This window comes from Streptococcus mitis (assembly GCF_946190325.1).
GTDB classification, from domain to species: domain Bacteria; phylum Bacillota; class Bacilli; order Lactobacillales; family Streptococcaceae; genus Streptococcus; species Streptococcus mitis_CF.
Genome location: NZ_CAMHZR010000001.1, coordinates 163444 through 186706, shown reverse-complemented (window position 1 = coordinate 186706; position 23263 = coordinate 163444). Strand labels below are relative to the sequence as shown.

At 40.8% G+C, this 23263-nt stretch carries 20 protein-coding genes, 1 tRNA gene and 1 pseudogene; 3 read left to right on the top strand and 19 right to left on the bottom strand.

From position 1 onward, the window contains the following. Positions 1–48: 48 nt before the first annotated feature. From N8M95_RS00905 to N8M95_RS00895, 4 genes and pseudogenes are all read right to left on the bottom strand, one after another. Entirely contained in the window at positions 49–498 is a 450-nt protein-coding gene (locus N8M95_RS00905; RefSeq protein WP_261116594.1) for a SprT family protein, read from the bottom strand. Beyond that, positions 485–2614 (bottom strand): Tex family protein, encoded by a 2130-nt coding sequence (locus N8M95_RS00900; RefSeq protein ID WP_261116407.1) that lies wholly within the window; start codon positions 2612–2614, stop codon positions 485–487. The genes N8M95_RS00905 and N8M95_RS00900 overlap by 14 nt, the downstream gene beginning before the upstream one ends. Before the next feature lie 101 nt (positions 2615–2715). Then, positions 2716–2829, bottom strand: a pseudogene (locus N8M95_RS09385) (DUF1919 domain-containing protein); the annotation flags it as partial. 201 nt (positions 2830–3030) lie between these two features. Then, positions 3031–3411: a PBECR3 domain-containing polyvalent protein gene (locus tag N8M95_RS00895; protein ID WP_261116406.1), complete on the bottom strand. Its 381-nt coding sequence runs from the start codon at positions 3409–3411 to the stop codon at positions 3031–3033. 155 nt (positions 3412–3566) lie between these two features. Here N8M95_RS00895 and N8M95_RS00890 point away from each other — a divergent pair, with 155 nt between their 5' ends. Genes N8M95_RS00890 through N8M95_RS00880 form a run of 3 tightly spaced genes read left to right on the top strand, consistent with a single transcriptional unit; the run spans position 3567 to position 5416 of the window. Continuing rightward, positions 3567–3698, top strand: coding sequence for an SPJ_0845 family protein (locus N8M95_RS00890; RefSeq protein ID WP_000268685.1), 132 nt, complete (start codon positions 3567–3569; stop codon positions 3696–3698). Continuing rightward, on the top strand, positions 3699–4604 hold the full coding sequence (locus N8M95_RS00885) for a permease (protein WP_261116405.1): 906 nt from the start codon (positions 3699–3701) through the stop codon (positions 4602–4604). After that, positions 4601–5416 (top strand): TIGR03943 family putative permease subunit, encoded by an 816-nt coding sequence (locus N8M95_RS00880; protein WP_261116404.1) that lies wholly within the window; start codon positions 4601–4603, stop codon positions 5414–5416. Before N8M95_RS00885 ends, N8M95_RS00880 begins: the two co-directional genes overlap by 4 nt. A 125-nt stretch (positions 5417–5541) precedes the next feature. Here N8M95_RS00880 and N8M95_RS00875 read toward each other — a convergent pair whose 3' ends face one another. The 15 genes from N8M95_RS00875 to N8M95_RS00805 form a co-directional block, all read right to left on the bottom strand. Beyond that, positions 5542–6594 carry a hypothetical protein gene (locus N8M95_RS00875; protein ID WP_247931782.1) on the bottom strand — a complete coding sequence of 351 codons (1053 nt, stop codon included), beginning with the start codon at positions 6592–6594 and terminating at the stop codon, positions 5542–5544. Between the two features lie 8 nt (positions 6595–6602). After that, positions 6603–7379 carry a nucleotidyltransferase domain-containing protein gene (locus tag N8M95_RS00870; RefSeq protein ID WP_261116403.1) on the bottom strand — a complete coding sequence of 259 codons (777 nt, stop codon included), beginning with the start codon at positions 7377–7379 and terminating at the stop codon, positions 6603–6605. 139 nt (positions 7380–7518) lie between these two features. Next, positions 7519–8454, bottom strand: coding sequence for a bifunctional riboflavin kinase/FAD synthetase (locus N8M95_RS00865; RefSeq protein WP_004269695.1), 936 nt, complete (start codon positions 8452–8454; stop codon positions 7519–7521). Between the two features lie 141 nt (positions 8455–8595). Further along, positions 8596–12135, bottom strand: a complete 3540-nt coding sequence (gene smc / locus N8M95_RS00860; protein WP_261116402.1) for a chromosome segregation protein SMC — start codon at positions 12133–12135, stop codon at positions 8596–8598. Continuing rightward, positions 12126–12824 (bottom strand): ribonuclease III, encoded by a 699-nt coding sequence (gene rnc, locus N8M95_RS00855; protein WP_000661487.1) that lies wholly within the window; start codon positions 12822–12824, stop codon positions 12126–12128. Before rnc ends, smc begins: the two co-directional genes overlap by 10 nt. Positions 12825–13006: 182 nt before the next feature. After that, positions 13007–13078 (bottom strand) — tRNA-Arg (locus tag N8M95_RS00850). A gap of 66 nt (positions 13079–13144) precedes the next feature. Beyond that, on the bottom strand, positions 13145–14131 hold the full coding sequence (locus N8M95_RS00845) for a GMP reductase (protein ID WP_000931164.1): 987 nt from the start codon (positions 14129–14131) through the stop codon (positions 13145–13147). Between the two features lie 172 nt (positions 14132–14303). Then, positions 14304–15623, bottom strand: coding sequence for an McrC family protein (locus N8M95_RS00840; RefSeq protein WP_261116401.1), 1320 nt, complete (start codon positions 15621–15623; stop codon positions 14304–14306). Continuing rightward, complete coding sequence (locus N8M95_RS00835; protein WP_261116400.1) at positions 15607–17232, bottom strand: AAA family ATPase; 1626 nt, start codon at positions 17230–17232, stop codon at positions 15607–15609. The genes N8M95_RS00840 and N8M95_RS00835 overlap by 17 nt, the downstream gene beginning before the upstream one ends. Positions 17233–17414: 182 nt before the next feature. Continuing rightward, positions 17415–18194 carry an L-threonylcarbamoyladenylate synthase gene (locus N8M95_RS00830; protein WP_261116399.1) on the bottom strand — a complete coding sequence of 260 codons (780 nt, stop codon included), beginning with the start codon at positions 18192–18194 and terminating at the stop codon, positions 17415–17417. Between the two features lie 27 nt (positions 18195–18221). Beyond that, positions 18222–18815, bottom strand: a complete 594-nt coding sequence (gene leuD, locus N8M95_RS00825; RefSeq protein ID WP_261116398.1) for a 3-isopropylmalate dehydratase small subunit — start codon at positions 18813–18815, stop codon at positions 18222–18224. A gap of 9 nt (positions 18816–18824) precedes the next feature. Then, positions 18825–20207, bottom strand: coding sequence for a 3-isopropylmalate dehydratase large subunit (leuC, locus tag N8M95_RS00820; protein WP_261116397.1), 1383 nt, complete (start codon positions 20205–20207; stop codon positions 18825–18827). 3 nt (positions 20208–20210) lie between these two features. Continuing rightward, entirely contained in the window at positions 20211–20480 is a 270-nt protein-coding gene (locus N8M95_RS00815; protein ID WP_261116396.1) for a DUF1294 domain-containing protein, read from the bottom strand. Next, complete coding sequence (gene leuB, locus N8M95_RS00810) at positions 20477–21514, bottom strand: 3-isopropylmalate dehydrogenase (RefSeq protein WP_261116395.1); 1038 nt, start codon at positions 21512–21514, stop codon at positions 20477–20479. Before leuB ends, N8M95_RS00815 begins: the two co-directional genes overlap by 4 nt. Positions 21515–21525: 11 nt before the next feature. Continuing rightward, a complete protein-coding gene (locus N8M95_RS00805) occupies positions 21526–23088 on the bottom strand; it encodes a 2-isopropylmalate synthase (protein ID WP_261116394.1) in 1563 nt (520 codons plus the stop codon). Positions 23089–23263: the final 175 nt, after the last annotated feature.

The window sequence follows — 23263 nt, the reverse complement described above, 5'->3', positions numbered from 1 at the left end:
CTTTCTGCTAGGTTAGATATAGTATATCACGGGTAGGCTCGGCTTTCATCAGTCCTCAGGCTGATTTATTAGTAGCAATTTACCTCTACAAACTCCACAGAGATAGCGTTTGGTATCAATCCTTCGCTTGCGCTGATACCTTTGCTGGCAGGATTGACAACGATAGACCTTGAGTGGTTTGGAGTTGCTATTTGGCAAGGTTGGTACAAAGCGTAATCCATCCACTGCTTTCAACAGTTCCTTAAAATCCCGATCCTTGTGTTGATAGCCCTTCCCTTGAAAATAGAGGTGATAATGACAGAGTTCATGTCGGACAATTTTCCTAAAAACATCCAAACCCAGTTCTTGATAAACCTTAGGGTTAAAATCTAAATGCCCATCTTTAGGGAAAAAACGCCCACCTGTCGAACGTAGACGCCTATTCCACTGGACATGATGGATAAAAGGTCTGCCGAAGTCTTCTAGTGAAACCTGCTTAACATAATCAGTCAGTTTCATTTGGAGCGAGGAGCGACAGATTGACTTTTTCACGTTCAGTATCGATTTTCTTGACCCAAACGGTCACCAAATCACCAACGGACACCACTTGGCTTGGGTGTTTGATAAATTTGCGACTCATATGGGAAATATGAATCAAGCCGTCCTCGTGAATCCCTATGTCAACGAAGGCACCGAAGTCAACGACGTTACGCACAACACCTTCTAGCTTCTGACCAACCACTAAATCCTTGATATCTAGGACATCTTGGCGAAGCACAGGTGCATCAAAGGAATCACGGAAATCTCGACCTGGTTTGAGAAGGTCGGCAATGATATCTTTAAGGGTTTCAGGACCAAGGTCTAGCTCTTGCGCCATATCTTTGACTGATAGGGACTTGAGTTTGCTTTGGGCTTCTTCGTTCAAGTCTTTGATATCCAAGCGTTTGAAAAGTTCCTTGACAGCAGCGTAATTTTCTGGGTGAACTCCTGTATTATCAAGGATATTGCTACTTTCTGGGATACGGAGGAAACCAGCAGCCTGCTCAAAAGCCTTGGCTCCCAGACGAGGAACCTTCTTGATTTGAGCGCGTGAAGTGATTTTTCCTTCTTCCTCACGGTATTTGACAATATTTTCAGAAATAGTTTTGTTGAGTCCAGCGACATGGGAAAGAAGAGCTGGGCTGGCTGTATTGACATTGACACCGACTTGGTTCACCACGGTATCGACGACAAAGTCCAGACTTTCAGACAATTTCTTTTGACTGACATCATGCTGATATTGACCGACACCGATTGACTTAGGATCGATTTTGACCAATTCAGCAAGGGGATCTTGCAAGCGACGGGCAATAGAAATAGCAGAGCGTTTTTCAACGGTCAAGTCTGGAAACTCCTGACGAGCTAGTTCACTGGCAGAATAGACAGAAGCACCACTTTCATTGACGATAACATAGCTGACCTCAGGAAAATCTTTAAGAACTTCTGCCACAAAGGCTTCGCTTTCACGACTGGCCGTCCCATTTCCGATAGCAATAATTTCCACGCCGTATTGACCAATCAAGTCTGCCAAATCTTTCTTGGCTTCTTCGATTTGACGAGCAGAGGCTGGTTTGACAGGATAAATGACCTGAGTTGTCAGCATTTTTCCTGTTGCATCCACGACAGCTAGCTTGGCACCTGTACGAAAGGCAGGGTCAAATCCTAGAACCACACGCCCTTTCAGCGGAGCAACCAAGAGGAGATTTCGCAGATTGTCAGAAAAGAGTTGGATAGCCCCTTCTTCTGCTTTTTCGGTTAATTCTGTCCGAATACGGCGCTCGATAGCAGGCAAGACTTTTTTCTTAACGGATTGCTGAACCACTTCATCAATATAAGCATTTTTCACCTTGAAACGAGTAGCAAAGAAGGCAAGAATACGGTCCGTCGCATGTTCAAAACCGACCTTCAAGACACCTAGCTTCTCCCCACGATTGAGGGCCAAGGTACGATAACCCTGCATATTTCCAACTGTCTCTGAAAAATCATAATAAATCTGAAAAACCTGCTTTTCATCGAGACTTTCATCCTTGACTTGAGAAGTGAGTTTAGAGTGTCTCAGCACTTCCTGATAAGTCATAGCACGTAAATTGACATCCTCCGATAAGGCTTCGACCAAGATATCAACTGCACCAGCTAAGGCTTCCTTGCCAGTCGCAAATCCTTCACAGACGAACTTTTCAGCTTCCTTCTCTAAGTCAGTTACATTCTGCAAAATCAAGCGAGCAAGAGGAAAGAGTCCAGCTTCACGGGCAATGGTTGCCTTGGTTCGACGTTTTTCCTTATATGGAAGATAGAGCTCTTCTACGTCTGCTAATTTTTCGGCTACTAAGATAGCTTCTTCCAACTCCTTAGTCAGCTTGCCTTGCTCTTGAATCTTAGCCAAGACAGTTTCCTTACGATCGTTGAGATTGCTCAGACTTTTATCCAAGTCGATAATAGCCTTAATCGCCACCTCATCCAAACTACCAGTCATGTCCTTGCGATAACGCGCGATAAAGGGAATAGTCGCCCCTTCAGCTGTCAAACTTAGAACGGTATCGATTTGCTTTAAAGTCACTCCCAAGTCCTGGGAGATTTTTTCATATTTTTTATCCATGAGTCTATTATACCACAAGCTGAACGTTTCAAATTAACTCGTAGAACATTTAAAAAATATGTAAGGAATAGATTTGTATTCTATAGCGCAATAACTTGTACTTAGAGAGCATTACCACCTTTTTTTAACCAAGCCATGATATCAAAAGTATTTAATGGATCAGACATAATAGCCAGTTCTGGAAGATGTTCCTGACCTGGAGTAAGACATTTTGAGAAATAAAAAAACCTCAAGCCTGAGCCTGCGGTGAGTGTAATCTATTTTGAAATTTTAAATAAAAAAGGAGCATTTAAGCTCCCTCCTTTGAAATAACGGACACTTGGCTGGTCGGTGTACCCAGCATCTCAGATACCTTTTTCAAGGTGCGGCAGGAACCTTTCTGCCCTCAAATGTCTTTCGTTAACTTTATTCTAGCACTATCTACTTTTTTTGTCAAGCTTTCTCAATCTACCAGACTTGATACGACTTTGTAACTTGAAATCTTGTAAGCGATACATGGTCGGAACATAAAAGAAATCTCCACTTTTATGTAACTTGATGGCAACAAGAACATTATCATCAAATCTTTTAACATATTCAAAACTAGCATCTTTCTCTCGTGGATTGACCCCAACGAAATCTGGATTACTCAGTATGAGTTCCAGGTCTTCGATATGATGAATCACATCATTGTGATGGCGTTTTATCATATGGCTTCTCAAACCGTCTTTGTTAACTTTGATATCACTAGCTTCAAGAACAATATTAAAAATTTCTTTTACTTCGTCAGTAACCCGACCGATCTTTTGATGTTCCATCATTTCCTCCGTTATTCCACAATTATTATATCATAATAATTGTGGATATTAGGATATATCACGCTCTATTATTCGTGAGATACTCAATTTTAACTTTTTCCTTTTCCTCAAAATAATAGTATAATAGAGGTAGAATTTAGAATCGAGGTACACCTATGGCTGTAAAATTTACAAAACGAGACGACTTGGACAAGATGTTTGAAGAGTTTGCTAAACTCCCTGATTTGAAACAAGTTACTTTCCCTGATGACAAAGAGAAAAAAGCTAAAGCAGAAAAGAAAAACTAGATGACTGCTTTTCAACAACTCCCATCTAGTGTGCTTCAAACTGGGACGATTTTTCTTTCTATAATCATTGAAGCACTTCCCTTCGTTCTGATAGGAAGTATAGTTTCAGGGATGATTGAGGTTTATATCACACCTGACAAGATTTATCATTTTCTCCCTCGAAATCGTTGGGGGAGAATCTTTTTTGGGACCTTTGTCGGGATGCTTTTCCCTTCTTGTGAATGTGGAATCGTCCCCATCATCAATCGTTTTCTGGAAAAGAAGGTTCCCAGTTACACGGCTGTTCCTTTTCTTGTGACAGCACCTGTTATCAATCCCATTGTTCTCTTTGCGACCTATTCTGCCTTTGGCAACTCCTTCCATGTCGCTCTGTTACGAGCTCTTGGTTCCATTCTTGTAGCTGTGATACTTGGGATTTTTCTGGGATTTTTCTGGCAAGAACCGATTCAAAAAGAAAATCGGTTGGCCTGTCATGAGCACAATTTTTCTCACTTGAACCCTGCAAAAAAAGTTTTTCAAGTCTTTGTGCAAGCAATTGATGAATTTTTTGATACGGGACGTTATTTAGTATTTGGCTGTCTCTTTGCCTCTGTTATACAAGTTTATGTTCCGACTCGGATTCTGACCTCTATCAGTGCAACCCCTATTTTTGCCATCCTGCTCTTGATGCTTTTGGCCTTTCTTCTCTCTCTCTGCAGTGAGGCGGATGCCTTTATCGGTGCTTCTCTACTCTCTAGTTTCGGTTTGGCACCAGTTCTGGCCTTTCTGGTGATTGGTCCAATGCTGGATATCAAAAATATTCTCATGATGAAAAATTACTTGAAAGCACGATTTATCAGTCACTTCATAATGATTGTGACTCTTGTCGTCTTAGTCTATTCTCTCTTGATTGGAGCCATTCTATGATGCGATTTTTAGTTTTAGCTGGCTATTTTGAACTGACCATTTATCTCCATCTGTCGGGCAAATTAAACCAGTACATCAACATGCACTATTCCTATCTGGCCTATATTTCCATGGTGCTTTCCTTTATCTTGGCAGTCGTTCAATTGTATATCTGGATGAAGCAAGTTAAAACCCATAGTCATCTGAACAGCCGATTGGCCAAGGTGACAAGTGTTGCTCTTCTGGCTATTCCGATTGTTGTCGGTTTAACTTTCCCAACTGTTAGCTTAGATTCTCAGACTGTTTCAGCCAAAGGCTATCATTTCCCCTTATCGGAAGGAACGGATCAAGCCATTCAGACAAGTGAAGGAACGACAAGCCAATATTTGAAACCAGATACCAGTTCTTATTTTTCAAAATCGGCTTATGAAAAGGAAATGCGAACTGCGGCGGATAAATACTTGTCCCAAGATAGCATTCAGATTACGAATGAAAACTATATGGAAGTCATGGAGGCTATCTACGACTATCCAGATGAGTTTGAGGGTAAGACAGTCCAGTTCACAGGCTTTGTCTATAATGACCCTAGTCATGCCAATAGCCAATTTCTGTTCCGCTTCGGCATTATCCATTGTATCGCAGATTCCGGTGTCTATGGATTGCTGACCAAGGGAAATACCCGTCAGTATGAGAATAACACCTGGATAACAGCCAAAGGAAAACTGGTCAATCACTATCATAAAGAACTCAAACAAAACCTCCCAACTTTGGAAATCGACAGCTTTACCAAAGTCGATAAACCAGAGAATCCCTATGTGTATCGCGTGTTTTAAAAAGCAAACTAAATCCATTAAAAACAAAACGAACAAGTTCTCTTCTGAATGACAGAAAAAGAGCCTGTTCGTTTTTTATTAAATAGTCTATAGTAAGATGTCATTTTTGATGTTTTATAACTTTCTTATGTTGTATAAAAATCTATTGACAAATCGCTATCAGATTCGTATTTTTTCCAAGCTAAGCTGAATCCATAATAATCTTCAAATTCAGGGTGCCAGTCATAATAAAGTGGAATACGACTATATTTTCTTGCAACAACTTCGTCTTCAAATTCTGGAGACTCCCCAGCAGTAATACCAAATTGAAGGCCATTTAGTTCCCAGCTATTGCCCCAAACGTTTTCATCCGAGAGAACATCGATCCATCTCGAGGCATCAATATCAAAATCAGCACACAACTCCAGTTCATAGAATCTTCTACAGTTAATCTCTGAAGGCTTTATATAAAGAGCGCTGTCTACTTGGTACTTTTTATCGCTGACTTGAATCTGTGTGATTTTCATTGGAATAGGAACTCCATTTAATTCTAACCAGAAATAGCCTAAGGGAGTTTTGATAACGTAATATGTTTGCTGAGGCGCTGGTTTAGAGTTTTTAGAGCAAGCATCAAAAATTCTTCCAAGATTAATTAAATTTCTACAAACGTTTTTCGAAGTGATTGGATCGAAATATGAATACCTACGGATGACACGTTTTAACTTTTGAACAGGAAAAGTGATATCCTTGGGTAGGGCATGGTACTTCTGCACAACTAAAGCAGTTTTTTCAGTATTTTCCTTCCCTACTGGGACAATGACAGCATGCCCAATATGGATATTTGGGTCATCGCAGATATAAGTATAGCCATTTCCTCCCTCTTGAAACTCAACAACAACGATATTTAACTCTTGATCAGGAGCGAAAAGTGGTTCTGCTTTTGCACTTGTCTGGCGCTCATAAAAAGTGAAACAACCTGTATTAACCTCTTCGCCAAAGACCATAAAACTACCACAATTGGGACATTTCCACATATAAAAGGAAGCCTCTGAAATGTCTTCATAAGAAATTCTATCATGTTCATCAGTATTGTTAAAAATTTCTTCAAACAACTCATCCGAATAAACCGAATAAGCATTTGGATCAGGGGCTTTGTGGTCGTTCATTGCTTGACCACATCTACAAGTCCATTTTCCCATAATTAACCTCAGTCACGACTTAATTCTTCAAGGAAAAATTGATTGAGAGCTTTCCAGTCTTTCTTTTCCTCTGTAACACTTTGGACGTAGTCATCCAGCTCTTGGATATTTTTGATGATGAAGTCCTGAATTGGCTCTATCGGCTCAATTTCCATTCCTTCAGGTCCCTTTACCTTTATATCAAGCAAGCTAGACACATGGTCTTTCATTTCATCAGGGAGCAATTCTTTGACCAAATCATCAAACAAAATCGGTGGAACAGAATGATATTTTTCAATCCAACGACAAGCTAAAATAGGACGAAGTGCATAGAAATACTTTTTAGGTTTGACCTTATCTCCTGAAAGATACTTATTCATTTGAGTTCTAGCAGTATTCAAGTAATGGTGGAGCATCTTTTTCTCAGAAAAATACTGACTAACAAGCGGACGGATACGGTCAATAAAGCCTTCGTCTTGCTGGTAAACGATTGGCGACTGTAACCACTCAAAGAGGGTTGGATTTGACTTATAAAGCAACTTTAAAGTCTTGTCTAAATCCCAGCCACTCACATCCCAAGTATCGTCAATTGGTAGCTCGATAACATCGCGCTGTTCATTCAAACGGAGATAAAAATCTTGCTTATGTTTGTAGATAAATCGTACATCAAAGTCACTATCGGGAGACTCAAAACCCCAAGCACGACTACCAGACTCAATAGCCCACAAAATTGTGACATCGAAATCACGCTCAATTTCTGCTAATTTTTCGGGTACCAGAACATTCATTTCTTCTTGCGTTTGCATAATAAAGCCTCGTCTATAATTTGAACATAAACAGTTACTAAAATAGGAAACTAGGAGGACTGAAAGTGCTTTGTATCAAACTAACAAAATAACTAATCCATCTAGTAGGTTTTTCAGACGTTTTCTATACCTGAGACCTTTAAATGACAGAATCTCCATCCTTCCAATTCCGAGCAATTTCTTCATCTTTCTGGAGTTGGTCTACCAGTTCTTCAACAGAGTCAAATTTGACCATTTCACGGACACGGTCTAGCCAGTAGACAATAACTGTTTCACCGTAAATGTCATCTGAAAAATCAAAAATATTGACTTCAAAACGTGGCTCTTCTCCATCGAAAGTAACATTTTTCCCGACACTCGCCATTCCACGATATCTTTTACGCTGCACTTCAATATCGACTACGTAAACACCATCAGCTGGCATATAGGTTCGATCTCTTAAAACTAAGTTTGCTGTTGGGTAACCGATAGTCCGTCCACGAGCATTCCCATGAACAACCATTCCACGTGACGGTAGAGGAGTGCCAAGTAAATTACCTGCTTCCCTTACATCTCCATCAAGAATAGCATGACGAATACGAGTAGAACTAATTTTCCCCTTTTCATCCTCAACGGGCGGAACAATGATGATTTCTCCATCAAAATAGTCCTTCAGATCATCTGCAGTTTTCTTATCAGAACCAAAGGTGTAATCAAATCCCGCTACAATAATCGCTGGTTTTAATGCTCTAACATAGGTATCAAAGAACTCTTGACCCGTTAAACTAGCAAATTTACTACTAAAATCAAGTAAGAAAAGAGCCTCTACTCCATGCCATTTCATCTTATGTTCTCGTTCTTCATGGCTGACAATATGAAGCATTAATTCTGGCTTATAAGGCTGTAATGCGAGCTTAGGGGACTCTGTAAAGGTCATCACGACAACTGGAAGATAATCTTTCATCGAAGCCTTACTAGCTACTTCAAAAAGCTTCTGATGTCCCTTATGAATACCGTCAAAATAGCCTAATACAAGAACTGTTTTATCCGGTACTGCGATGTCTTTTTCATTTTTTATAGGTACTGTTGTAATCATGGAACTATTATATCATAGAGAAAGCCTTTTCGCTAAAAGGAAATCCCAAATGTCGTTTTTTGCCCCTGAACTGATCTTAAAAAATCATTCAAGATGTTATTTAAAAAATAGCATCCCCTAAGAGATGCTATCATATGGTAACTAGTCTACTGTTTCTTCCAAATCTTTTAACTTCACCGAAACAATTTTTGAGACACCTGATTCTTGCATGGTCACTCCATAGATGGAATCAGCCGCTGCCATGGTTCCTTTACGGTGGGTTACGACGATAAACTGGCTGTCCTTGTCAAAGCGGTTGAGGTAATCCCCAAAACGTTTGACATTGGCTTCGTCAAGCGCAGCCTCTACCTCATCCAAGATGACAAACGGAATGGTCTTTACACGAATAATAGAGAAAAGCAAAGCAAGAGCTGATAAGGCTTTTTCACCACCACTCATAAGGTTTAGAGACTGGATTTTCTTACCTGGAGGTTGAACAGAAATCTCAACCCCAGCTGTCAGCAAGTCTCCCTCAGTCAAAATGAGGTCCGCCTGACCTCCACCAAACATCTGCTTGAATGTCACTTTAAAGGACTCACGAATAGCTTCAAAGGTTGATTTAAAGCGTTCCTTAACCTCATCATTCATCTCAGTAATAGTCTCAAGGAGCAGGTTTTTCGCCGACAAAATGTCATCTCTCTGGCTATTCAAGAAATCCAGACGGCTGTGAACTTCTTCGTACTGTTCAATAGCATCCAAATTGACAGGACCCAGTGAGCGAATAGCCTTCTCTAAATCCTGCACCTCTTGCTCTGCCAGATTGAGGTTTTCCAATTCATGTGCCTTTTCTAGTGCTTCAGTATAGCTAATCTGATACTGGTCTGTTAATTGACTTTGTAAATGGCGTAAGCGCTCGCTGACCTTTTCTTTCTTAGCTTCAGCACGTGTTTGCTTGCGAATCCACTCTTCATTCTGCTGGCGGGCCTGATCCAAATGACTAGCAATATCATCCAATTGACCTTCAATATCATCCAACTCAAACTGCTTGCGAATCAAACCTTGTTGGAGATTTGTTTTCTGATTTTTGGCTTCTTCGGCCTGTTGACTGAGCAATTCTGTATCAACTTTCTCAAGATTGTCAACCTTTTCTTGAAGAAGGCGCTGGATTTCCTCTTGCTCGATATTCAGATTATCCAATTCCTTGCCTAAACGTTCAATATCAGCAACTTCATAACGTTTTTGTCCTTGCAGTTCTGTCTTAAGTAAGCGATCTTGCGCTAGCTCTTCCTGCAAGTTTTGATAGCGTTCTTGGATGGCATTTTTGTTGGACTTAATCTCTTCAATCTCAGCTTCCAGATTTTGCTTTTCATTGGCAATGGTAGCAAGGCGCTCTTGGCATTTTTCCTTATCTGCTTGCCAATCTCCCTCAGTAAGACGATTTAATTCCTCTTCTTGGAGTTTCCAAAGAGTTTCTAGCTCTTCAACTTGCTGACTAGTTTGCTGATAAGCGAGGGACGAACCTTGCTCCTGAATACGAGCCTGCTCTCCTTGAGATTTGATAGCTTCTAAACTTTCTGTCAATCTAGCCATCTCATCTTGCAAGGTCTTCAAAGTCGCCTCTTCTGAACGAAGACTTGCTTCTTCTTCAGCAATTTCTTTTTGCAATTGCTCCAGTTCTGGCTTGATAAAAATGCTGTTATTCTGGCGATTGGCACCACCTGCATAAGAACCACCTGTGCGCAACTCTGTACCGTCCAAAGTCACCATACGAACCTGATAACGAACCTGGCGAGCTGCTATACGCGCGTGTTCTACAGTATCAAAAATTGCTGTCGTAGCTAACAAATTCTTAAAAATAGCTTCCAGTCTAGTATCGAAAGTAACCAGCTCATCTGCCATGCCAAGGAAGCCTGGACTTGTAGCGATAGCATCTTGATTCTGACTAGAAATCGTACGAGCCTTGATAGTCGTCAATGGAAGAAAGGTCGCACGACCAGCTCTGTTACGTTTTAGGAAATCAATGGCCTTGGTTGCCGCGTTTTCATCTTCTACGATGATATGCTGACTGCTGGCTCCAAGCGCAATCTCTAAGGCAGTTTGATAATGCACATCAAAGGTCAGGTGCTCACTGACTGCACCAATAATTCCACCAAGGCTGTCTTTTTCTTGGAGAACACTCTTAACACCTGCATAAAAGTTACTATGATTTCTCAGGATATTTTCCAAACTTTGAGCTCTGGCCTGCTTGTTTTTGAGATTATCCAGACGGTCAAAGAGTTGGCTCTGTTGAGCTTGATAGGAAGATTTCTGCTCCTCTTGCTCCTTAGCACTAGCTTGGTAGTCGGCCAATAATTTTTGAACCTGCTCCTTGGCAGTTTCAAGCTCTTCTTTTTGCTGACTAGCCTTCTCTTTAGCTGTAGCCAGCTGTTCTTTCAGCTTTTCTAGTTGATCTGCTTGTTTTTGAGAAAGCTGACGACTATTTTCCAACTCGTTTTCGATACGGGTCAACTGGTTTGACACATCGGCTTCTTCTTGTAAAAGGGCTACAAAGCGTTCACGTAAGAGCTCAATCATCTGATCAGGATCATCTGAAAAAGCCAGCAATTCAGCTTCTAAACGATTGAGTTTTTGATTATTTTGGACTAGCTTTTCTTCTAAGAGGGCTAAAGAGCTTTCTTTTTCAGTCTTTTCCTGACTTAGAGCATTTCTCTTATACTCTAAAGTAGCCAAACGAGCTTGTGCTTCCTGTTGATTGAGGGCTACTTGCTCAGATTCTAGTTTCGATAGGGCTAATTTTCTCTCTAAGTCACTAATCAGACTGGTCAAATCCATCAAACTGCCCTGATCTTTGGCCATTTCAGCCTGTAAATCTTGGCGTTGCTTTTTAAGAGTTTGATTTTCTTCTTCTAATTTTTCACGCTTTTGGTAGTAGCTCGTCAAGAGTTCCTGAACCTGTGCTAACTCTTCTTCTGTCGACTCTAGTTCAGCCTTATTTTCCTTGATTTGAGCAACCAGCACGTCTAAATAAATAGCCTTGCGTTGACCTTCCAAGTCTAAAAACTTAAGGGCATTCTCAGCTTGCTTCTCAAGAGGCTTGATTTGATTATCCAACTCGTAGATAATGTCTTCAAGACGGTCTAGATTATCCTGAGTTTGTTGCAGTTTACTTTCAGTTTCTTTTCTGCGAGTCTTGTATTTTAAAACTCCAGCAGCTTCTTCAAAAATAGCTCGGCGTTCCTCAGGCTTAGAATTAAAAATCTCCTCAACCTTCCCTTGGGAAATGATAGAGAAGGAATCTCGTCCCAATCCAGTATCCAAGAAGAGGTCATGAATATCACGCAGACGCACTTTCTTGCCGTCAATCTTGTATTCACTATCTCCACTACGATAGATATGGCGTTCCACTCTAATTTCTTGGCCTGCATCCTTGATAAAACCGTCATTATTATCCAGAGTCACAACTACAGAAGCATAATTGAGCGGTTTACGACTCTCTGTTCCGGCAAAGATGACATCTGGCATCTTGCCACCACGGAGACTCTTAACACTTGACTCCCCCAAGGCCCAACGCAGACTTTCTGTAATATTCGACTTTCCAGATCCATTAGGTCCAACGACTGCCGTCACACCTTGGTCAAAGACGACTTTGGTCTTGTCAGCAAAAGATTTGAATCCCTGAATTTCGATTTCCTTTAAATACATGAATCCAGCCCTTTCTCAACGGCATTTTTAGCAGCTTCCTGCTCTGCTAGTTTCTTAGAACGACCTTGACCTTGACCAATGCTCTTGCCTTCAACCAGAACTTCTACATCAAAAACCTTATCGTGGGCAGGACCCGTTTCAGAAATCACCTGATAACGAATAGCCACATCGCCATTGACCTGAAGTAGCTCTTGGAGATGGGTTTTGTAGTCTGTAATCATCTCAAATTCGCCTGCTTCAACCTTAGGAATCATGACTTGATAGATAAATTCCTTAACCTTGGCCACATCCTTGTCCAAAAGGAGGGCACCGAGAAAGGCTTCAAAGGCATCACCAAGAATGGTATCCCGATTGCGTCCACCAGACTTTTCTTCCCCTTTACCAAGTTTGATAAACTGGTCAAACTGGCAATCACGCGCAAAACCAGCCAAACTCTCCTCACGAACAATCATGGCACGGAGTTTTGATAGGTCCCCTTCAGGCTTTTTAGGATATTTTTTATACAGATATTCTGAAATCAATAACTGTAGAACAGCGTCTCCTAAAAATTCCAAGCGTTCATTGTGTGAAATTTTTAAGAGGCGGTGCTCATTGGCATAACTCGTATGAGTAAAGGCAGTCTCCAGTAAATTTTTGTCTGCAAATTCGATTGCAAAATGGTTCTTTAGTACAGTTTGTAATTCTTTCATACCAACCTCTTTCTAACTGATAACAGTCCTTTTTATTATATCAAAAAAAGCCCCCTGAGTCACTTTAAAACGGGACTGGAGAGCATTTGGGAATTCTTTAAAAAGAGATTTTCAGTTTTAAGGGCCAATTTAGGGCTGTGTAAAGAAAAAAGCCCTATTAAAGGCTTTTTAGGATGTTTACATCCACCCTGAGGGAATCGAACCCCCATCTCAAGAACCGGAATCTTACGTGATATCCATTACACTAAGGGTGGAAACTTGTTTTATTATAACAGAAATTTGCTCTAATAACAAGTTTTTTTCTAGTGAGATAGCCCGTCTTAGTGGGAAGCATCCCCATTCCAGATAGAGTTTTTCACGATCACATAATCAACGTGTTTAAGGTCAGCAACCTGACGTCCACCTGCATAAGAAATAGCACTTTGAAGGTCTTGTTCCATCTCAGTTAAAGTGTCTTGCAGATGACCTTTAGCAGGAAGCAAGATACGTTTGCCTTCCACATTTTTGTAAGCACCCTTTTGGTATTGTGAGGCTGAACCGTAATATTCTTTGAACTGTTCACCATCGACTTCAATCGTTTTCCCTGGACTTTCAATATGTCCTGCAAAAAGGGAACCAATCATGACCATGCTAGCACCGAAACGGATAGACTTGGCAATATCGCCGTGAGTACGAATTCCTCCATCTGCAATGATTGGTTTACGTGCAGCCTTGGCACACCAGCGTAGAGCAGCCAACTGCCAACCACCTGTACCAAAACCAGTCTTAACCTTGGTGATACAAACCTTACCAGGACCGATACCAACCTTAGTAGCATCCGCACCCGCATTTTCCAATTCACGCACAGCTTCTGGTGTTCCCACATTTCCAGCAATAACAAAGGTATCTGGCAATTCTTTCTTGATGTGTTGAATCATAGAAATCACGCTATCCGCATGACCGTGGGCAATGTCAATCGTAATGTACTCAGGAGCATCAGCCTTGAGCTGGCTAACAAAATCATACTCATAATCCTTAACACCAACAGAGATAGAAGCAATAAGCCCTTGATCGTGCATTCGTTTAATAAAAGGAATACGTCCAGCCTCATCAAAACGGTGCATAATGTAGAAGTAACCACCTTTAGCCAGTTGCTCTGCTACATTTTCATCCAAAATCGTCTGCATATTAGCTGGCACAACAGGTAGTTTAAAGGTGTGATTTCCTAGAGTGACACTTGTATCTGCTTCTGCACGGCTTTTAATGACACATTTATTTGGGATCAATTGAATATCTTCATAATCAAAAATTGGAAATTCATTTAACATATCGATGTCTCGTTTCTTTTGTAATGACCTACCTATGCTCTCGCATCACTACGCCTTTTCCGACGTTTCCTTAATTCATTATAAACTAAAGTACAGTTTTTGTCAAATAATTTTACAAATTAAAAACCATTGTTCGGATTTTACTTATATCAAAGACAAAAAAGTGGAGAGATTATTTTCTCCCCACTTCTTTAGTAATATTACTTTTAAATATTTCTTCGGAGTTTTCCAGCATTTCACAAAATTCACTATAGGATGAAGACTTCTGAGGAATTTGGATAGACCATTTCTTCAACAAAGCTCCATAACCTGCTAGCTTTCCTATCTCATTATCAACAACCTTGTCCTTGCTCGGAAAAACAAGACCAGCTTTCTCAGCTTCTAAAATATAAGAATAAGAAATCAGCTGGAATAAGTCCTCACGGTTGATTCCTTTTTCAGTCAATTCCAGTTTTTTATACTTAGCATCTAATACTATTTTAAGCTCTTCTTGATAAAAATCTGGAAATACTTTTCTTTCTCGACTAGAAAATACTGAAATTCCGTCCGTCTTATCTTTATTTCGTGGATGGATGAAATCTTTTGGCAACAAAGTATGAACATACTCTTCCCAAAGCCAGGCAACATCAAAAAGAATACCATGAATTTTTTGATCTTGATACCCTAAACCGTGCTTTTCTTGGTTTAGAATCATCAGACAAAGTTCTTGTAACTTTCTGTACTCGTGAAAGTATGCATGACGTATAGGTTTAGATTGATTTCCCCGAATAATCTTAGCACGATCAGCTAGTTTATAAGAAGGCGTTACATGCACGATTTCTGCTACATTTTCACGACTAGTCAAGAGATTATCAAGAACCCCTTGCCCAATGCTTTTCTGATTCTTAATGTATTCAATAGTGTGACGGACCAACTGCATGAGGGGATTATCATAGGTGAACTCTCTCGTTGTGTAGGCAATATTTCCCGTGAAAGGAAGGTTTTTCTTGAGATGGTTTCTTACATCAATCACTCCCTTAACATGACTGTCATTATGAGAAAATCTCTGGTATTCCTTATAAAGACCCTTTCGGAGAGCAGCTTGAAGATACTTGGGAAAGAGATACATCAAAAGTTGATAAAGCCTCTCTTCAAGAGACAAAGCAACATCTAAACTAGTGAGATTGATACGAAGAACCTTGTGTAAGAGATAATGCAAAAAATGGTCATTACTCTCATCAGAAAATCGAGAGGAAATCGTTAATCTTTCCTGACCACACCCCAGAAAACCAACCACATTTCCAGTCTTGATTTTCTGATTAACTGTTTCAAAGATTTTTTGGTCCTTCTCTAAGTCAGGAGAATTTTTCAAATCATTTGGAAAAATAAAGATATTGTCCTCTTTAGAAAGGTTATCTAGTGTTCTATCAAGTAATGCTTGACTTAGTTTGGGATATTCTGCGACAAAGCCTTCCTTAGCAATTCTATGCTGATTGTCAGTTATCCGCATCATTATCACCAGTATCTTGCTGATCTGTTTCCTCGTTATTTGTCAGATCAAATGCTTTTTTCAAAGTTTCCAGAGTTTCAAATTCCTCATAAGAACCCCGTAAGTAATCTTCCAAAAGCGGTTTGAGATAATCAGACCAGAGTGATTCATAGTCAAAATCTACATCCTTCAAGTTAAGGAAATAACTTGGCCCGATATGGTAATGACTGTTTAATTCTTGAATATTTTCAATAGCAGCATTCAAGTTTCTTAGACGAATTGTTGCTTCTTCAGCTTTATCACTAAGCACCTCATCAAGCATACCAAGTTGACTTTCAGCAGTAATTTCAACAAAACGGAAACGACGACGCATAGCAAAATCAAAGGTATCCACTGAACGATCAATATCATTCATAGTTCCGATGATGTAAACATTTTCGGGGATATAAAACTTTTCATCAGTTTCGTGTAGATTTTCATATTGGGTAGAAACACTTCCCTTTTCACCACGATAGCCAGGGTCAATAGAGAAAAAGAGTTCACCAAAAATCTTAGAAATCTCTCCACGATTGATCTCATCGATGATGAAGACGAATTTCTTATCTGTGTTGATCGTTGGAGACACATAATCACATAAGCCATAACTTTCTTTCATGTGATCTAAAACGATTTTTTGATAAGTTTCGTACTTTAACTTGGTTTCCTCACCCTTGTACAAAAGATACACTTTTTCTTTGGTAGCAACAGGAGAATCAAATTTCACATTCCCTTGACTATTTAAACTGGCTGGAACCGAACTACGAGGGAAGAAATATTGTCCTTGCTTTTCATTGATAGCATCCGTTAGCTTAGCCCATGTTTCTTCAAAATTATCTTGACCTCCAGTCTTCTGAGCTTCTTTCGCTCTCTGACAAAATTGCTTAAAAATACCATCTTGTAATTTAAACTCAATAGCTCCATCCCCATTTGATACCGGTCTTAACCCCTCAACAAAATCCGTATAATCATAAGATGGATGAAACTGTACAAATCCGATTTGGTCTTCGTTGCCATCCGTTAATTCTTTAGCAATTTCTTTAGCAAGATAAGTTTTTCCTGTGCCAGGAGCACCGCGGAGGATGAGGTTTTTGGATTTTTTTAATTTATCTAAATAATCGTTAATATTTTTATTCATAACAACTTTCTCTATATTTTTTCTGTATGTACCATTTAGAATGGATTTATATAAATTGATACGTTCTAAATTTCTATCCCAATACACTGTATGTCTGTTTGTGTTATTACCCATGTTCCATTCACCAATTTTCAACCATTCTACACCAATAGAATGGTTGAACTTTTCTTTTGATGATTCATAATAGTAGGATTTAATTACTTTTCCGATTCCATAAAATTTTGATATTCCTTTCTTAGCTATCACAATATCGCCAACTTTAATTTTATGTGCAAATTGCCATATAAACTTCTTTTGTTTATCCCCAGCAGGAAGCTCCCGATAATTGTTATATTTAAATAAATCTGAAATATTATAATTTGAAAAATCAATAGAAAGTTTATTATTTTTTATAAAATCATCCCATATACTTTTATGCGTAGGAATCGCAATTAACCAAAAGTTCACTATATTTTCCATAAAATTTTTCCATTTCAAAACACAATATTTATTGATAATTCATTTGACTTTTGCTAAATTATCTTCTAACCACAGTCCAATCCTAGAATATCATATCTATTTAAAAAAGAAAAGAATTTCCAAACAAAAAGCCCAGTGTTAGGAGCTTAAATATCTCATAACACTAGACTTCTTTTTTTATCTTAGTAATATTCACCCTGACGGTAGTCCCATGAGTTAAAGGTATCTGACAGGTGCATCATAATTTTATCAATGTCAAGCCCTTTACGGATTACAACTGGAGCTGGTGAAGTTGAGCGTGCTCCTCCTTGTTCTGGGATGAGTTTGCCGTCCTTATCGACCATAGACACCATCACGCCTTGCTCGTAGCGAGTTTCAATCGTTTTGTCAGGCTGGATAGATGCCACATAGTCGTCTGCTTCGATGACAAGGTCCACTGCCCCTTCGATACGTTCTCCGATACCTTCCACCTTACCGCGGTTTCCTTTACCAGATGGATTTGCTGATGAGGCATAGACCATCTTGCCCTCTTCCCAAAGTTTGGCAGCTAATTGTTCACCAGCTTTACCAAACTTGATAACAAAACAGCTAGTACCACGCACGTCAGTCATCAGTTCTTCACGGCCATCTCCATATGTTTTGAGTTTTTCAAAAGCTTCTGGTTTCCAAGGAAGGATACAACCAAGGAGAATGTCTTCATCCCAGTGTTTTTGGTAAAACGCTTCAATTTCTGGGTTGAGTTGTGCTAAAGCGCAGAGCTCATCCATACTACCGCAGAGAACAACTCCTGGTTTGTTACGGTTACGCTCTTTGGCTGCGAACTTGCGTTCAAGACCTGCCTTATCACTAGTCATGATGATGTAACCAACTTTTGTAGGACAAACGATACATCCGCCCTCACCTTTTAAAATGTCATAGCCTTCTTGTGAAAGTGTTCCGTTCCATTGAATGTGTTTTGTCATAGTTCTATTTCCTTTTCTAATTTTCTTCTAATCCTGCCAGTAGGCTGGTCGTTGTTTTTCATATGCAACAATCAAGTCTTCATACTGCAAAGTAATACCGATATCATCCAAACCATTTAAGAGTTTGTGTTTCCACTCGCTATCGATTTCGAAAGTGAATTCTCCAATTGGTGAGATGATTTTTTGTTGTTCCAAGTCCACAGTTATCTGGTCAGTTGGTTTTAGCTGGGCTAGTTTCTCTCTAACCTCTCTAGGCTGTACAATAGGCAACATGCCATTATTGAGTTCATTATTGTAATGAATATCACCGAAAGAGCCTGCAATCACGACCTTAAAACCGTAGTCTGCTAGAGCCCAAGCTGCGTGTTCCCTTGAAGACCCTGCCCCAAAGTTATTCCCTGAGATGAGGATACTAGCTTTCCTATATTCAGGTCTATTAAAGACAAAGTCTGGGTCTTCAGTATACTTGTCATCCAGATAACGCCAAGCATACATGAGGTACTTACCAAAGCCTTTTTTATCAATTAACTTGAGAAACTGCTTGGGTAGGATTTGGTCGGTGTCGATGTTATCATTCATAAGAGGAACGGTCGTTCCCGTATAAACTGTGAATTTCTCCATATCCTCTCCTTACTGGGCTTCTGGCATTTGTCGAACATCTACGAAACGCCCTGCGATAGCTGCTGCTGCTGCCATGGCTGGACTGCAGAGGTGGGTCTTAGCACCAAATCCCTGTCTGTCTTCAAAGTTGCGGTTGCTGGTTGAGGCGCAGTGGACACCATCAGGGACCTTGTCTGGATTCATCCCTAGGCACATAGAGCAACCTGGGTCTCTCCACTCAAAACCAGCATCTAGAAAGACCTTGTCCAAGCCCAACTTCTCAGCAGCTCGTTTGACAGGACGAGAACCTGGGACTACGATAGCCGTTAGATTGGGGGCTATTTTCTTTCCTTTGACAAATCGCGCAGCCAGTTGCAAGTCACTGAGCCGAGCATTGGTACAAGACCCGATAAAAATATAGCCTAGTTCAATATCAGCTGGCTTTTGACCAGGCTCCAAGTCCATGTAATTGTAGGCTCGCTCATCATTCATATCCTTAATTTCTGGGAATCTACTGTCAAAGTCAACCCCCATAGCAGGGGTGGTTCCCCAGGTCACCATAGGAGCAAGGTCTGAGACATCCATATGAATAACCTTATCGTAAACAGCATCCTCATCACTGACAAGGGTCTTCCAATCTGCCACAGCCTCTTCAAAGTCCTCTGGAACACATTCCCGTCCCTTGAGATAATCATAGGTGGTTTGATCCGGATTCATGATTCCCATCTTGGATCCAAACTCGATGGACATATTGCAGATGGTCATTCGCTCTTCCATGCTCAGTGCATCAATAGCCTGACCTCGATATTCCACCACGTAACCAACACCACAAGCAACGCCGTACTTAGCAATCAGGGCGAGAATGTAATCCTTGGAATAAACTCCTTTTTGAGGAACACCAGTGAATTCTACCAGCATTTTCTTGGGTTTAACCTGCCAGAGTGTCTGGGTAGCGAAGACATGCTCAACCTCACTAGTCCCAATCCCAAAAGCGATCGCTCCGAAAGCCCCGTGGGTTGCCGTATGGCTGTCTCCACAGACGATGAATTTTCCTGGTTGGGTCCGTCCTGTCTCTGGACCAACCATGTGAACGATTCCTTGCTTTTCGGAACCGTGGGCAGCATGTTCAATCCCAAACTCCTCAACATTTTCAGCCAGCTTATCAATTTGTGCCTTAGAAATGACATCTCGAATATCGTAGATATTGACCGTCGGGACATTGTGGTCAAAAGTTCCAAATGTCAAGTCTGGTCGTCTCAATCTGCGACCTGCATCTCGCAAACCTTGAAAGGCTTGAGGGCTGGTCACTTCATGAATATAGTGCTGGTCCACATACATGAGTTGGGGCTGCCCCTCTTCTCCTGTGATGACATGACGGTCCCATAATTTATCAAAAATCGATTTTCCTGCCATCCATTACCTCCAAATAAGATATAAGGCTACTAGTGTGGTCGCCATCCCGAGAAACCAAACTGTTTTAAAATACCATTTTCGAGTCTTGTGGTGAAAGATGATTCCTGCTAGCCAGGCACCAAAACCACCACAAGTAAAGGCTAAAATAAGTAAGATTTTCTCAGGAATGCGCCAAGCTCTTCTCCTCGCCTTGGATTTGTCAATACCATAAATCAAGAAAACAATGACATTCCAAATCAAAAGGACTAGAGTAATTTTTTCGTCTAACTTCATAACCTTGCAATAATAGCTTCCGTCATTTCCTTGGTCGAAGCCTGTCCTCCTATATCTCTCGTTAAAATTCCAGCTGCCAAACTTGCCTCAACAGCACGCTCGATACGCTCTGCATCCTCAAAACGTCCAAAACTATCTCTCAGCATCATGGCCACTGATAAAATCATGGAAATAGGATTGGCAATTCCTTGACCTGCAATATCAGGTGCTGAACCGTGAATTGGCTCATAGAGACTTGGACCCTTTTCAGAATGACTGGCTGATGGCATAACCCCAAGTGTGCCAGATAGAACGCTTGATTCATCCGATAGAATATCTCCGAAAAGATTTTCTGTCACGATGACATCAAACTTAGCAGGATTGGTAATCATGAGCATGGCAGCTGAGTCCACTAACTGGTGTTCCAAGGTCACATCTGGGAAATCCTGTGCGACCTTCTCAGCTACTTTCCGCCAGAGTTTTGATGTTGCCAACACATTTTGCTTATCGATACTAGTAACGATTTTTCTCCGACTTCTTGCGATTTCAAAGGATTTGCGAATAATCCGCTCCACTTCCTCGTAGCTATAGTCGTTGATATCACGCGCTTTTTGCTCTTCGAGAATATGATCTCCGAAGTAGATCCCGCCTGTCAACTCACGCACCACGACAAAGTCCACACCAGCAATTCGTTCTGGTTTGAGAGGTGACAAATGCTTAAGACTATCAAAGATTTTTACAGGGCGAATATTAGCATAGAGATTGAGTTCCTTACGGAGAGCCAGCAAGCCTTGTTCAGGCCTAACCGCTGCTCCATCATACTGAGGACTTCCGATAGCCGCTAGTAGAATGGCATCTGCTTCACGACATACCTTGAGGGTTTCATCAGGTAAAGGATACCCTGCAGCATCGATACCTGCACCTCCAAAAGGTCTTCTATCAATCTCATAATCAAAACCTGTTTTTTCAGCTAGAGCTTCCAGAACCTCTAAACTAGCCTCCATGATTTCTGGGCCGATTCCGTCCCCTGCTAGAGCTACTATTTTCTTTGTCATAGCCTTCTCCTTTACACACTAGGCATATCGCGGTAAGAAACACTGCGTCCCATCTCACCAGCATTCTCTTTTTGAACAAAGGTATTGGCATTGATGTAGGCAATAGCCGAAGCCTTCAACACATCGAAATCAAGACCTGCTGCGTTAAAGATGGTTTCTGTATCTCTGTTTTCAACAGTGACCAAGACCCGAGCTTGGGCATCAATTCCATCTGTCACCGCATCGATAGTATAGGATACCAAGCGAACAGATTGATTGAAGAACTTATCAATAGCGTTAAAGATAGCCTCAACAGAGCCTTGTCCTGTCGCATTAAATTCGACTTTCTCACCATCCATATTGGCTAGGCTAACGAGTGCTTCAATGTCATTTTCCGCATGGGTTTGTAGTTGTAAATCATCAAAGTGGAAGCCTTCTGGATTCTCAACCATGGTTCCAGCTACCAGAGCACGAATATCTGCATCTGTGATTTCTTGTTTCTTGTCGGCCAATGCCTTGAACTTAGCAAAGAGTGGTTTGATATCCTCTTCTGTAAAGTCTAAGGCCAGTTCTCTTAGTTTTTCAACAAAGGCATGGCGACCAGACAATTTTCCAAGTGGGAGGCTGTTACTCTTGACACCGACCAATTCAGGGGTGATAATCTCATAAGTAAGAGGATTTTTAAGGACTCCGTCTTGGTGAATACCAGATTCATGAGAAAAGGCATTGCCACCAACAACGGCCTTGTTTTTAGGAACTGGGATACCTGAGAAGCGAGAAACCATTTCTGACGTATTGATTGTCTCATTTAGGACAATTCTGGTTTCTGCTTGATAGTAATCTTGACGAATATTGAGCGCCACTGCTATTTCTTCCAAAGCAGCATTACCAGCTCGCTCCCCGATACCATTGATGGTTCCTTCGACTCGTCCTGCCCCATTCTTGACAGCAGCAAGGCTATTTGCCACTGCCATTCCAAGGTCATCATGGCAGTGTGGTGAATAGATAATCTGACGATCTGTCTTAACATTCTCAATCAAGTGTTTAAAGATAGCACCGTATTCCTCTGGTGTGGTAAATCCTACCGTATCAGGGATATTGATATAAGACGCACCTGCATCAACTGCTGTTTGAACAACTTGCAAGAGGAAATCCAACTCTGTTCTGGTAGCATCTTCAGGAGAGAATTCGACCACTTCAAACTTAGAACGGGCATAGAAAACATGCTCACTAATTGCTTCCAAAATCTCTTCCTTGCTCTTATTGAGTTTATACTTGCGGTGAATCGGACTAGTAGCGATAAAGACATGAACCTGTGGATACTTAGCATCCTTAAGCGCCTCGTAACAAGCATCAATATCAGACTTGACAGAGCGTGCCAAACCAGTCACCGCTGTTTTCTTCAAGACCTTGGCAATCTCCTGAACTGCTGTAAATGAATCAGGACTCGCCGCTGGAAAACCAGCTTCGATGGCTGAAATACCCCATTTCTCCAGCTGTCTTGCTATGGCAATTTTTTCCTTTATTGAGAAATTAACACCCGGTGTCTGTTCTCCATCCCGAAGGCTGGTATCTAGAAATTCAACTGTTCTCATAAGATTTCCCCTTTTCCAAATGTGGTTTTAAAAAAACATCTCGCTCAGAAGTCCAAGCGAGATGTTGATTCACTCCCGCTTGGTAAGCCAAACAGGACTAATGCTTTTTGCACTAGCCCGAGTACCTCAACAACAAAGCAAATTGATTAAACTTAGCTGTTTTCATGTTTGACTT